This window comes from Janthinobacterium aquaticum (genome assembly GCF_009208565.1).
Taxonomy (GTDB): Bacteria; Pseudomonadota; Gammaproteobacteria; order Burkholderiales; family Burkholderiaceae_D; genus Janthinobacterium.
The window spans coordinates 143,946-156,104 of the sequence record NZ_WFLK01000005.1 but is presented as its reverse complement, the minus strand read 5'-3'; the positions used below and the strand labels follow the sequence as shown (position 1 = coordinate 156,104).

The window sequence follows — 12,159 nt, the reverse complement described above, 5'->3', positions numbered from 1 at the left end:
TTACCGTGCCCATGACTCAGCCTGCCGCCAAACGCCTGATCCTGATCGTTGACGATGACCAGCTGCTGCTCGAATTCCTCGGCGAAGTGCTGCGCCATGCCGGCTACGAGACGGCGCTGGCCAGTTCTGCCGAAGCGGCGCTGGAACTGGTCGCCCAGCGTGAGCCGGACATGGCGCTGCTCGATATCCATATGCCGGGCATGTCCGGGCTGGACCTGGCCAAGCGCCTGCATGCCGAAACGGCCGTGCCGTTCATGTTTCTGTCGGGCAGTGGCGACAGCGAATCGGGCAAGCAGGCAGCCGCTTATGGCGCTGTCGGCTATGTTGTCAAACCGGTCGACGAAGGCCGCCTGATGCCGGCTTTTGAAGCAGGCCTGGCGCGCGCCGACGAAATTCGCCAGCTGCGCCGTACTGAACTGAACCTGAACGCTGCGCTCGCTGCCGGCCGCGAGACCAGCCTGGCCGTGGGCCTGTTGATGGGCAAGTTCCAGACCGACCGCAATACCGCGTTTGAAGTACTGCGCGACCATGCGCGTTCGAGCCGCCGCAAGATCAATGAAATCGCCAGCCAGTTGCTGCTGGCCGAAGAAACGCTGAACGGCTTGCATGGCGCCTTTTTGAACCGCGCCAAAACCACCAAGTAAAGACAGGATATCCATGAAAACCAAAGCAGCGATTGCCTGGAAGGCCGGCGCACCCCTGACGATTGAAGAAGTCGATCTGGCCGGCCCGCGCGAGGGCGAAGTGCTGGTGGAAATCAAGGCCACCGGCATCTGCCATACCGATTACTACACCTTGTCGGGCGCCGATCCGGAAGGCATTTTCCCGTCGATACTCGGCCATGAAGGCGCCGGCGTGGTGGTCGACGTTGGTCCTGGTGTAAAAAGCCTGAAAAAAGACGATCACGTCATTCCGCTGTATACGCCGGAATGCCGTCAGTGCAAATTCTGCCTGTCGCAAAAGACCAATCTGTGCCAGTCGATCCGCTCGACCCAGGGTCGCGGCCTGATGCCAGATGCTACCTCGCGCTTTTCCATCGACGGTAAGCCGATCTTCCATTACATGGGCACGTCGACCTTTTCCAACTACATCGTGGTGCCGGAAATTGCGTTGGCCAAGATCCGCTCCGACGCGCCGTTCGACAAGGTCTGCTATATCGGTTGCGGCGTGACCACCGGCGTGGGCGCCGTCTTGTTTACCGCCAAGGTCGAAGCGGGCGCCAATGTGGTGGTGTTTGGCCTGGGCGGTATCGGCCTCAATGTGATCCAGGCTGCCAAAATGGTCGGCGCTGACAAGATTATCGGCGTCGATATCAATCCGGCGCGCCAGGAAATCGCCCGCAAGTTCGGCATGACGCATTTCGTCAACGCCAACGAAGTGGAAAATGTGGTCGATACCATCGTGCAGCTGACCGATGGCGGCGCCGATTACTCGTTCGAGTGCATCGGCAATACCACCACCATGCGCCAGTCGCTCGAGTGCTGCCACAAGGGCTGGGGCCAGTCGATCATTATCGGCGTGGCCGCTGCCGGCCAGGAAATTTCCACGCGTCCGTTCCAGCTCGTGACCGGCCGCGTCTGGAAGGGTTCGGCCTTTGGCGGCGCGCGCGGGCGCACCGATGTGCCGAAGATCGTCGACTGGTATATGGAAGGCAAGCTCAATATCGATGACCTCATTACCCATCGCCTGAAGCTTGACGATATCAACCAGGGCTTCGAGCTGATGAAGAGCGGCGAGTCGATCCGCTCGGTGGTGCTGTACTAAGTTGATCCGGGCTGGCGCGCCATGCGCCAGCCTGTTCCTGTATTTCTGCCGTTTATCGCATCAGCGATGTCTGCCGACATGGTCCGCGCTACAGTGCAAGCTCCACTATTTCCTGTTGCGAGGTTTTCATGTCTATCCCGTCGCGTCTGTCACTGTGCCTGGCCGGTGCCGTCCTTTCCTTTAATGCATTGGCCGCTACCGGCGCGGTCAATATCGTGCGTGGCAGTGGCGACGGCGAGCCGTATGCCTTGGTACAGCAGGAAGGCGCCGGCATCTCGGTCAGCGGCAACTACGCCGATAACGCCGCGCTGGAACGTGCGAAACGCAGCCATCGCGCCCCCTTTATCTGGTTCCGCGATCATGGCGAGTCCTATCTGATCGACGACCGCGAGCTGCTGGCGCGGGCCGACCAGGCCTGGCAGCCGATGCGTGCGCTGGGGCAGGAAATGACCAGCCTGGGCAAGGAAATGAACGGGCATGGCCAGCAGATGGGCAAGCTGGGCCGCCAGATAGGCCAGCAGGCCGTGCGTGGCGAACAGAGCGACGCGACGCAGCGCAAGATGGAGGCGCATGAAAAACCCATGGCCAGCCTCAGTGAACGCATGGGCAAGCTGGGCGAGCGCCAGGGCAAGGCCAGCAAGCAGGCCGAACGCACCACGCGCAGCCTGATCGGGGAAGCGCTGCAAAATGGCAAAGCCAAACCGGTGCCTGGAGACTGAACGCGTTACTGCTGGACAAATCCACAGTAGATTGCGCGCTGCCGGTATAATCGGGACATGGCTAATCTTCTGCACAATCTCAATACCGAGCAATACGCCGCCGTGACCTTGCCGGCGCAAAACGCTTTGATCCTGGCCGGCGCCGGCTCGGGCAAGACCCGCGTGCTCACTACCCGCATCGCCTGGCTGATCCAGACCCAGCAGGTGTCGCCGCCCGGCATCCTGGCCGTGACCTTTACCAACAAGGCGGCCAAGGAAATGCTGACGCGCCTGTCGGCCATGTTACCGATCAACACGCGCGGCATGTGGATCGGCACCTTCCACGGCCTGTGCAACCGCTTGCTGCGTACGCATTACCGTGACGCCGCCTTGCCGCAGACGTTCCAGATTCTCGACTCGCAAGACCAGCTGTCGATGATCAAGCGCCTGCTCAAGGCCAATAATATTGATGATGAAAAGTTTCCGCCGAAAACGGTGATGTACTTCATCAACAACGCCAAGGACCAGGGCCTGCGCGCCACCGATGTCGAGGCCCATGATGCGCACGAGCGCAAGATGGTCGAGCTGTTTCAGCTGTATGACGACCAGTGCCAGCGCGAAGGCGTGGTCGATTTTGCCGAGCTGCTGCTGCGCACCTACGAGTTGTTGAGCCGCAACCAGCCGCTGCGCGAGCATTACCAGGCGCGCTTCCGCCATATCCTGGTCGACGAGTTCCAGGACACTAACAATCTCCAGTACAACTGGCTCAAATTGTTGGCAGGACACGGCACGCGCGACGGCGGCGCCCTGTTTGCCGTCGGCGACGATGACCAGAGCATCTATGCTTTCCGCGGCGCCAACGTCGGCAATATGAGCGCGTTCGAGCATGAATTCCAGGTGAAAAACCTGATCAAGCTCGAACAGAACTACCGCTCGCATGGCCATATTCTCGACAGCGCCAACTTGCTGATCGCGAACAACAGCAAGCGCCTGGGCAAGAATCTGCGCACCGACGCCGGCCATGGCGAGCAGGTACGCGTGTATGAAGCGAGCTCCGATCTGCAGGAAGCGCAGTGGATCATCGAAGAAGCCAAGACGCTGATTGCCGAAGGCGCCTCGCGTAGCGAGATCGCGATTTTGTACCGCTCCAATGCGCAGTCGCGCGTAATCGAGCACGCGCTGTTTTCAGCGGCCATTCCGTACCATGTGTACGGCGGGCAGCGCTACTTCCAGCGCGCCGAGGTCAAGCATGCGATTGCCTATTTGCAGCTGATGGACAATCCGCACAACGATTCGGCCTTTCTGCGCGTGGTGAACTTCCCGACGCGCGGCATCGGCATGCGCTCGATCGAGCAGCTGCAGGCAGCCTCCGAGCAATACGGTATTTCGCTGTACGCGGCCGTGCCGTATGTGACCGGCAAGGCTGGCACCAGCCTGGGCGGCTTCGTGCGCCTGATCGAAGGCGTGCGCTTTGAAACCCAGCAACTATCGTTGCCGGAAATGGTGCGCGTGGTGCTTGAAGCGAGTACTTTGCTCCAGCATTACCAGAACGAAAAAGAAGGCGCCGACCGTATCGAGAATCTGGAGCAGATGGTCGGTGCGGCCACACAGTTTGTGTCCGAAGAAGGCTTTGGCCAGGCTGCTCCCGCCCATCTGGGGCCGGCGGCCCAGGCGCAGGCTGGCGAAGCAGTGCTGAACCAGGATGGCATCGAGATCCTCGATGCCGATGCACCGCTGCCAGCCGTAATGTCGCCATTGTCGGCTTTCCTGTCGCATGCGTCGCTCGAAGCGGGCGACAACCAGGCCCAGGCCGGTCAGGACGCCTTGCAGATGATGACCGTGCACTCGGCCAAGGGCCTGGAATTTGACAACGTGTTTATTACGGGTCTGGAAGAGGGTCTGTTTCCGCACGAAAGCAGCTCCAAGGAAGACGGCGGCGTGGAAGAAGAGCGGCGCCTGATGTACGTGGCCATTACGCGTGCCCGCAAGCGTCTGTATATGAGCTTTTCGCAAACGCGCATGCTGCACGGCCAGACCCGCTACAACATGAAGTCGCGTTTCTTTGACGAATTGCCGGAAGAATCGCTGAAGTGGCTCTCGCCCAAGGTGCAGGCCAACTGGTTCGGCAACCGTAAATCCGCCTGGGACGAAGCACCGCGCACGGTCGGCAGCCTGGGCTCGGACAATGCGATTGCCCAGAAGATCGCGCAAAAGTCGCCAGGCGGCGGCTGGCGCATCGGCGAATCGGTAGCCCACGCCAAGTTTGGCGAAGGCGTGATCGTCAATATCGAAGGCGGTGGCGGCAATGCGCGTGCGCAGATCAACTTTGGCCAGCATGGCATGAAGGTGCTGGACCTCGGTATTGCCAAGCTGGAAAAACTGGGACGGTAAGTCGGATTAGGCCCCGATGGGGCCGTAATCCGACAACCCCGCGGACGCCAACAATGTTGTCGGATTACGCCGCGCAGCGGCTAATCCGACCTACGCGGCGAAAAAACCGTAGACAACACTTGCTTAGTGCCGTAGGTCGGATTAGGCCGCCAGGCCGTAATCCGACAACACCGCTCAGTCTTTATCGAGCGATACCGTCTTGGCAGTATCCACCGGCAAGCCGAAAATCTGCCGGTACGCCGCATAAAACGAGCAATGCATAATCACGGTCAAGATCATCGACAGCGGCATCATCAGCTGCATGGCGATCGGTGTGCGGCCGGCGATCATGAACAGCAGCTGGCTGGTCACGATGCTGATGGCAAACCAGGTGGCGGCAAACACCAGGAAGGCGCGCAGTGAGCGCCAGACGGCGAAAAAGCTGAAGAACAGCGCCTTGATCAAGCTGGTTTGTTTCCAATAGATCAGCGGTGCGGCAAAGCAGAACGCCATGGCGGCCGGCACATACAGCAAAATGGTCAGCAGCAGCGCCGAACCCATATTGGAATTGCGGATCACATCGGCGGCGTCGTCGCGCGCCAGCTGGCCGCTGACCAATTGCCACAATACGCCGCCGTCCACCAGCGACGAAGCGCCGATGGCGATAATGGCGGCGCCCAGATACAGCAGGCCCAGCGAAAACAGCATCGGAAAGGCCGGTTTGCGAAAGCCCGACAACAGCAGGCTGGGAAACACGCGCTTGCCCTGGTCGATATTGAGGCAGGCTTGTACAAAGGCCACCGAAAACACCGGCACCAGGATCACTGGCAGCAATTGGCCCAGCAAGGGAATAATGCTCACTGCCAGCATGCAGAACATATAGCCGAGAAACAGCATTGACAGGCCGCCTGGCTGCTTGCGAAACAGGCCGAAGCCTTCCTTCACCCAGTGCCAGCCTGTGACTGCAGGTAATTTTTCCATTTTTTAAAACAATTCCGGTGCGGGTGTAGCAATGCGTTCGCGCAAAATGCGTTCGAAATGCGTGGGGTCGTGCGGCGTGAGCATCTCTGCTGCGCGCGGCTGATAGTAATCGTACAGGCGCGACAGCCAGAATCGCAAGGCGGCAGCGCGCAGCATCGGCTGCCAGGCGGTCTGTTCTTCTGCAGTAAATGGCCGCACAGCCTGATAGGCATCAAGCAGGGCGCGTACGCGAGCAATGTCCAGTACGCCGGTATCGAGGTCGATGCACCAGTCGTTGATGGTGACGGCCACGTCAAACAGCCAGCTGTCGCAGCCGGCAAAATAAAAGTCGAAAAAGCCGGTCAGCCGTTCACCGTCAAACATCACGTTATTACGAAACAGGTCGGCATGTACGGGGCCGCGCGGCAAGGCCTTGTAGCTGGCGCACGCTGCAAACGCATCCTGGAAATGGATTTCCGCTCGCAGCAGGTGCGCCCTGGCGTCATCGAGATGCGGCAGCACCGTGGGCGTGGTGGCGTTCCACCAATCGAGGCCGCGCAGATTCGGCTGCTGCAACGGAAAGTCCTGCGCTGCCAGGTGCATCTTTGCCAGCATGGCGCCCACGGCGGCGCAGTGGACGGCTTGCGGTGCCATCTGCGATTGGCCGTCGAGCTTGCTGACGATGGCGGCCGGTTTGCCCTGCAAGGCGCACACCAGTTCGCCATCGGCGTTGGCAATCGGCGCCGGCACCAGCACGCCGCGTTCGGCCAGGTGGCGCATCAGCTGCAGGTAAAACGGCAGTTGCTCGAAGCTCAGGTTTTCAAAGATCGTCAGCACAAACTCGCCACGCTCGGTGGTGAGGAAGAAATTGCTGTTCTCAATGCCGGAAGCAATGCCTTTGAGCGCCAGAGGTTTGCCGAGTGGAAATTGCTGCATCCACTGGCCGATATCGTCCAGGTTTAGCGCGGTAAAAACTGCCATGGGAAGTAGGATTAAGGTCTAACGGTCAAAAAAAGCCCGTGGCCCCGCGAAAAGCGCGGGAACCAGGGCGGCAGGGCAGACTTACTTGGCCGGTGGCGGCGCCGGTACGTCAGCGGCCTCTTCTTCGTTTTGCTTCTGTTTTTTCTTGCCCAGATCAAATTCCAGCACTTTCCACTGCGGGCCGCGCAGGGTGCCGCTGTTGGCCAGGTCGCCGCCGGCCGACGGCTTCATGTAATAAGTGCTGCCGCCGGTGGTGACCTTCACTTCGGTGACGGCGCCGCCTTCGCGTTTTTCGGTGATTTGCTGTTTGGGCGCCTGCGGCGTCACGGTAATGGGCGCTTCGCCCATTTCGTCGATACGTTCGAGCTGCGGTGGCGCATCGCTCGGTTTGGCAGGCGTCTGGGCGCCCGCAACAGCTGCCACTGCCAGCAGGGGCAGGGCCAGGATTTTCCAGAGTGTCGGGGTACGCATCATGATGGGCTCGCTTCCATGTAGTGAACTGCAGCCATTGCAGTTTTCATGCCGTCTGTATCTGAAAGCATTGTAACAAACTGGTCAACATGCTGTGATGAAAGCGCAGAAATAGGGCGTGGTGCGCTCAGTGGGGCGCGGGCAAACTCTGCGATAATGAATCATCCTGCCCGCCGGCTTTTTCTGTTTGCCAGCGCGGCTCACCTTATTCATCAGTAAATGATCAGTCTTATGCAAAATACCCTGCTGTTAGTCGACGGTTCCAGCTATCTTTATCGCGCCTTCCATGCGCTGCCCGATTTGCGCAGCCCGGATGGCTATCCGACTGGCGCCATGCACGGCATGGTCAATATGCTGCGCCGCCTGCGCGCCGACTACCCGGCTGCCTATATTGCCTGCGTGTTTGACGCCAAGGGCAAGACCTTCCGCGATGATATGTATGCCGATTACAAGGCCACGCGTGCGCCGATGCCCGATGATTTGCGCCTGCAGATCGAGCCGATTCATGAGGCCGTGCGCGTCATGGGCTGGCCGATCCTGATGGTTGACGGCGTGGAGGCCGATGACGTGATCGGCACGCTGGCCGTGCAGGCCGCGCAAGCGGGCATGAACGTGGTGGTATCGACCGGCGACAAGGATCTGGCGCAGCTGGTCAACAGCCAGGTCACGCTGATCAATACCATGAGCAATGAAAAGCTCGACGAAGCGGCCGTGCTGGCCAAGTTCGGCGTGCCGCCCAACCGCATTATCGATTACCTGTCGCTGATCGGCGATACGGTCGATAATGTACCAGGCGTATCGAAATGCGGCCCGAAAACGGCCGTCAAATGGCTGACCCAGTATGACAGCCTGGACGGCATTATGGAAAACGCCGCCAGCGTGGGCGGCGCGGTTGGCGAAAACCTGCGTACGGCCTTGCCATGGCTGCCGAAAGCGCGCGAACTCATTACCGTGAAAACCGATTGCGACCTGTCGGACCATATGGCCTCGATCGGCGAATCGCTGGTGGCCAAGGGCGAAGACAAGGAAGCGCTGCTGGCGTTTTTCCAGCGCTATGGCTTCAAGGCGCTGCTGCGCGAACTCGGTGCGGCGCCGCCGCCGATGTCGCCTGTTGGCGCTCCGGTGCTGGCAGCCAATACCACCGGCGATATGTTTGCCGACGCCGCCCCGGCCGTTGAAGCGGAATATGAAACCGTGCTGACCGACGCCCAGCTCGATAAATGGATCGCCCTGATCATGGCCGCGCCATTGACGGCAGTCGATACGGAAACCACCTCGCTTGAACCGATGGCCGCGCAAATGGTCGGCATCTCGCTGTCCGTGGCCGAGCACGCCGCCTGCTATATCCCGCTGGCACACGATTACGCGGGCGCACCCGATCAATTGTCACGCGAACATGTACTGGGCAAGCTGCGATCCTGGCTGGAAGACGATACAAAGCCAAAACTGGGCCAGAACCTGAAATACGACAGCCATATCTTCGCCAACCATGGCGTTACGCTGCGCGGCATCGTGCATGACACGCTGCTTGAATCTTATGTGTTCGAGTCGCACAAGAAACACGATATGGACAGCCTGGCGCTGCGCCACCTGAACTACACCACCATTCCTTTCGAGGATGTGTGCGGCAAGGGTGCCAAGCAGATCACCTTCAATCAGGTAGCGATCGAACAGGCGGCAAAATACGCGGCCGAGGACGCCGATATCACGCTGCGCCTGCACAACACCATGTGGGGCAATGTGGCCAATGATGAAAAGCTGACCTTTATCTATGAAAAGATCGAGCTGCCGACGGCTACGGTGCTGCAGAAGATCGAGCGCAATGGCGTGCTGATCGACGATGCGCTGCTCAATGTGCAGTCGGCCGAACTGGCCATCAAGATACTGGACCTGGAAAAGCAGGCCCATGAACTGGCCGGCCAGCCCTTCAACCTCGGCTCTCCCAAGCAGATTGGTGAAATCTTCTTTGACAAGCTGAAACTGCCGGTGGTCAAGAAAACACCGACCGGCGCGCCGTCAACCGACGAAGAGGTGTTGCAGAAGCTGGCCGAGGATTATCCGCTGCCCAAGGTGCTGCTCGACTACCGCGGCATGGCCAAGCTCAAGTCGACCTATACCGACAAGCTGCCCAAGATGATCAATGTGACCACCGGCCGCGTGCATACCAACTATGCGCAGGCGGTGGCGGTGACGGGGCGCCTGGCCTCGAATGATCCCAATCTGCAGAATATTCCGATCCGCAGCGCCGAAGGGCGCCGCATCCGCGAAGCGTTTATTGCGCCGCACGGCAGCCATATCGTCTCGGCCGACTATTCGCAGATCGAACTGCGCATCATGGCGCATATTTCCGGCGACGAAGCGATGCTGCGCGCCTTTGCCGAAGGCGTCGACATTCACCGCGCCACGGCAGCCGAGATCTTCGGCGTGGAAGCGAGCGAAGTGCAAAGCGAACAGCGCCGCTACGCCAAGGTCATCAACTTTGGCCTGATCTACGGCATGAGCGCCTTTGGCCTGGCCAGCAACCTGGGCCTGGAGCGGGCCGCCGCGCAAAGCTATATCGACCGCTACTTTGCACGCTTCTCGGGTGTGAAGCAGTATATGGAAGATACGCGCCAGCAAGCCAAGGCGCGCGGCTATGTGGAAACCGTGTTTGGCCGCCGCCTGTGGCTGCCTGAAATCAATTCACCGAACGGCCCGCGCCGCCAGGGCGCCGAGCGCGCCGCGATCAATGCGCCAATGCAGGGCACGGCCGCCGATCTGATCAAGCTGGCCATGATTGCCGTCCAGAACTGGCTCGAAACCGATGGCCTGCAGACCAAAATGATTATGCAGGTACATGACGAACTGGTGCTTGAAGTGCCGGACGCCGAACTCGAACTGGTCAAGCGCCGGCTGCCCGAACTGATGGCCGGCGTGGCCGAACTGAAAGTGCCATTGATTGCCGAAGTGGGCGTGGGCAAGAACTGGGACGAGGCGCATTGATTTTCAACCTAATCACAAAGGAGCGGCAATGAAGGATTTGATTACCGATGGTGAAAGTTTGCTGGGACCGAGCACGCTGTCCGGTCCTGATGGCCGGCGCGGCTTTTTGAAAGTGGCGCTCGGCACCGGTTTTGCTGTGGCCGTGATGCCGGTGGTGGCGCAAAACGTGATCAAGACCGACAACGTCGGCTTGGTTTCGGGCACCATCACGGTCAAGGTCGACGGCCAGGATATTCCTGTGTATGCGGCGCAGCCTGAAGGCAAGACCGGTTTGCCGGTGGTGCTGGTCATTTCCGAAATCTTTGGCGTGCATGAGCATATCGCCGACATGGCGCGCCGTTTTGCCAAGGAAGGCTACCTGGCACTGGCGCCAGACCTGTTCGTGCGCCAGGGCGACGCCACCAAGGTGGCCAGCATTCCCGAGTTGATGAAAAACATTGTCGGCAAGACGCCCGATGCGCAGGTCATGACAGACCTCGATGCGGTGGTGGCCTGGGCCAAGCAGAATGGCGGCGATATCAGCCGCCTGGGCATTACCGGTTTTTGCTGGGGCGGGCGTGTTACCTGGATGTATGCAGCGCACAATCCCCAGGTCAAGGCCGGCGTGGCCTGGTATGGCCGACTGGTCGGCGAATCGACGCCGGTCACGCCGCAGCACCCGGTCGATATTGCCGCCAGCCTGACGGTGCCGGTGCTGGGCCTGTATGGCGGCAAGGACACCGGCATCCCGCTCGACACGATAGCCAAAATGAAGGCTGCACTGGCCAAGGGCACGAGCCGCTCGGAGTTCGTGGTGTACGACGACGCCGGCCACGCCTTCAATGCCGATTATCGCCCCAGCTACGTAGCCGCTGACGCCAAAGACGGCTATGCGCGCTGCCTGGCGTGGTTCAAACAGCACGGCGTGGCGTCCTGATGGCCTTGCCCTGAGTCAAGCCGGCCAGGCAGCAAATGCCCGGCCTGTCACCAGATGCAGTACAATTGCATCTTGTAGATTATTGTTTGCACCGCGCCGCCGCCAGGTTGCATCGTTCATTCACTCAAGCAACACCGTATTTGCAGGCTCCAGCATCGCGGGCGCCAGTACTTTGACGCCCATTTTGAGGTAAGACATCATCGATCCCGTCCTTATATCCATTTTGCTTGCGACCACCGTCGCAGGTGTCGTCAGCATTACTGCGGCGGCGATCTTTTCGTTTGCCTTCCTGTCCAAGGTGGTCGAGCGCATGGTCAGCCTGTCGGTCGGCATCATGCTGTCGACTTCCTTGCTGCATGCATTGCCTGAGGCATTCGAGTCGCAGGCCGACCCGCGCAGCCTGTTTGCCACCTTGCTGGCCGGGCTGCTGGCGTTTTTTATGCTGGAAAAGTTTGCCATCCTGCGCCATTCGCACCATCACGAAGGCGACGGCCACCACCATGCGCATGGGCATGACAAGCATGAAGCGGGCAAGGCCGGCTGGATGATCCTGGTCGGCGACGGCATGCACAATTTCACCGACGGCATTCTGATTGCCGCCGCTTTCCTGGCTGACCCGAAACTGGGCATTGTCACGGGGCTGGCGATTATCGCGCATGAGATTCCGCAGGAAATCGGCGACTTCATCGTGCTGCTCAACGCCGGCTTCTCGCGTTTGCGCGCGTTTGTGTTCAACCTCTTGTGCAGCCTGATGGCGGTCGCTGGCGGCCTGCTCGGTTACTTTACGCTCGACCGCGCCAGCAACCTGATTCCCTATGTGCTGGTGTTTGCCTCATCGGGCTTTATCTATATTGCCCTGTCCGACCTGATGCCGCAGATGCAACGCCGCGCTACCTTGCGCGAAACCATTCCGCAGGTGATTTTGATTGCGCTGGGGGTATGTATTGTGCTGTTTCTGACGCGTCACCGGCACGGCTGAGGCATCAATAAAAAAGGCGAACTTTCAGGTTCGCCTTT

At 59.9% G+C, this 12,159-nt stretch carries 11 protein-coding genes; 7 read left to right on the top strand and 4 right to left on the bottom strand.

Features of this window, described 5'->3' with window-relative positions; translation table 11 throughout:
* The first annotated feature begins 11 nt into the window (after positions 1 to 11).
* The 4 genes from GCM43_RS10505 (at position 12) to GCM43_RS10490 (ending at position 4,853) form a co-directional block, all read left to right on the top strand.
* Entirely contained in the window at positions 12 to 644 is a 633-nt protein-coding gene (locus tag GCM43_RS10505; protein ID WP_152243960.1) for an ANTAR domain-containing response regulator, read from the top strand.
* Between the two features lie 13 nt (positions 645 to 657).
* Positions 658 to 1,764 carry an S-(hydroxymethyl)glutathione dehydrogenase/class III alcohol dehydrogenase gene (locus GCM43_RS10500; protein ID WP_152243958.1) on the top strand — a complete coding sequence of 369 codons (1,107 nt, stop codon included), beginning with the start codon at positions 658 to 660 and terminating at the stop codon, positions 1,762 to 1,764.
* A gap of 128 nt (positions 1,765 to 1,892) precedes the next feature.
* Positions 1,893 to 2,483, top strand: coding sequence for a hypothetical protein (locus tag GCM43_RS10495; RefSeq protein ID WP_152243956.1), 591 nt, complete (start codon positions 1,893 to 1,895; stop codon positions 2,481 to 2,483).
* Positions 2,484 to 2,540: 57 nt separating this feature from the next.
* Positions 2,541 to 4,853: a UvrD-helicase domain-containing protein gene (locus GCM43_RS10490; protein ID WP_152243954.1), complete on the top strand. Its 2,313-nt coding sequence runs from the start codon at positions 2,541 to 2,543 to the stop codon at positions 4,851 to 4,853.
* Between the two features lie 174 nt (positions 4,854 to 5,027).
* Here the strand turns inward: GCM43_RS10490 and GCM43_RS10485 are convergent, their stop codons facing one another.
* From GCM43_RS10485 to GCM43_RS10475, 3 genes are all read right to left on the bottom strand, one after another.
* A complete protein-coding gene (locus GCM43_RS10485; RefSeq protein ID WP_152243952.1) occupies positions 5,028 to 5,813 on the bottom strand; it encodes a BPSS1780 family membrane protein in 786 nt (261 codons plus the stop codon).
* Positions 5,814 to 5,816: 3 nt separating this feature from the next.
* Positions 5,817 to 6,773 carry a homoserine kinase gene (locus tag GCM43_RS10480; protein ID WP_152243950.1) on the bottom strand — a complete coding sequence of 319 codons (957 nt, stop codon included), beginning with the start codon at positions 6,771 to 6,773 and terminating at the stop codon, positions 5,817 to 5,819.
* Positions 6,774 to 6,854: 81 nt separating this feature from the next.
* Positions 6,855 to 7,247, bottom strand: coding sequence for a hypothetical protein (locus GCM43_RS10475; protein WP_152243948.1), 393 nt, complete (start codon positions 7,245 to 7,247; stop codon positions 6,855 to 6,857).
* Positions 7,248 to 7,475: 228 nt separating this feature from the next.
* Between GCM43_RS10475 and polA the strand changes: the two genes are divergently transcribed.
* Both polA and GCM43_RS10465 read left to right on the top strand, forming a co-directional pair.
* The gene (gene polA, locus GCM43_RS10470) at positions 7,476 to 10,226 is read left to right on the top strand and encodes a DNA polymerase I (protein ID WP_152243946.1); all 2,751 of its coding nucleotides are present in this window, start codon (positions 7,476 to 7,478) and stop codon (positions 10,224 to 10,226) included.
* 28 nt (positions 10,227 to 10,254) lie between these two features.
* Positions 10,255 to 11,142, top strand: coding sequence for a dienelactone hydrolase family protein (locus GCM43_RS10465; RefSeq protein WP_152243944.1), 888 nt, complete (start codon positions 10,255 to 10,257; stop codon positions 11,140 to 11,142).
* 120 nt (positions 11,143 to 11,262) lie between these two features.
* On the opposite strand, the gene GCM43_RS26120 is transcribed toward GCM43_RS10465, so the two are convergent.
* Positions 11,263 to 11,478, bottom strand: a complete 216-nt coding sequence (locus GCM43_RS26120) for a hypothetical protein (RefSeq protein ID WP_226929445.1) — start codon at positions 11,476 to 11,478, stop codon at positions 11,263 to 11,265.
* Between GCM43_RS26120 and GCM43_RS10460 the strand changes: the two genes are divergently transcribed.
* Complete coding sequence (locus tag GCM43_RS10460; RefSeq protein ID WP_226929442.1) at positions 11,399 to 12,121, top strand: ZIP family metal transporter; 723 nt, start codon at positions 11,399 to 11,401, stop codon at positions 12,119 to 12,121. The genes GCM43_RS26120 and GCM43_RS10460 overlap by 80 nt on opposite strands.
* Positions 12,122 to 12,159: the final 38 nt, after the last annotated feature.

What these genes read in the sequence shown, in the direction of transcription:
- GCM43_RS26120 (WP_226929445.1), bottom strand. Translation starts at nt 11,478, where the DNA reads ATGATGCCGACCGACAGGCTGACCATGCGCTCGACCACCTTGGACAGG.
- GCM43_RS10465 (WP_152243944.1), top strand. Translation starts at nt 10,255, where the DNA reads ATGAAGGATTTGATTACCGATGGTGAAAGTTTGCTGGGACCGAGCACG.
- GCM43_RS10480 (WP_152243950.1), bottom strand. Translation starts at nt 6,773, where the DNA reads ATGGCAGTTTTTACCGCGCTAAACCTGGACGATATCGGCCAGTGGATG.
- GCM43_RS10495 (WP_152243956.1), top strand. Translation starts at nt 1,893, where the DNA reads ATGTCTATCCCGTCGCGTCTGTCACTGTGCCTGGCCGGTGCCGTCCTT.
- GCM43_RS10490 (WP_152243954.1), top strand. Translation starts at nt 2,541, where the DNA reads ATGGCTAATCTTCTGCACAATCTCAATACCGAGCAATACGCCGCCGTG.
- GCM43_RS10475 (WP_152243948.1), bottom strand. Translation starts at nt 7,247, where the DNA reads ATGATGCGTACCCCGACACTCTGGAAAATCCTGGCCCTGCCCCTGCTG.
- GCM43_RS10500 (WP_152243958.1), top strand. Translation starts at nt 658, where the DNA reads ATGAAAACCAAAGCAGCGATTGCCTGGAAGGCCGGCGCACCCCTGACG.
- polA (WP_152243946.1), top strand. Translation starts at nt 7,476, where the DNA reads ATGCAAAATACCCTGCTGTTAGTCGACGGTTCCAGCTATCTTTATCGC.
- GCM43_RS10505 (WP_152243960.1), top strand. Translation starts at nt 12, where the DNA reads ATGACTCAGCCTGCCGCCAAACGCCTGATCCTGATCGTTGACGATGAC.
- GCM43_RS10485 (WP_152243952.1), bottom strand. Translation starts at nt 5,813, where the DNA reads ATGGAAAAATTACCTGCAGTCACAGGCTGGCACTGGGTGAAGGAAGGC.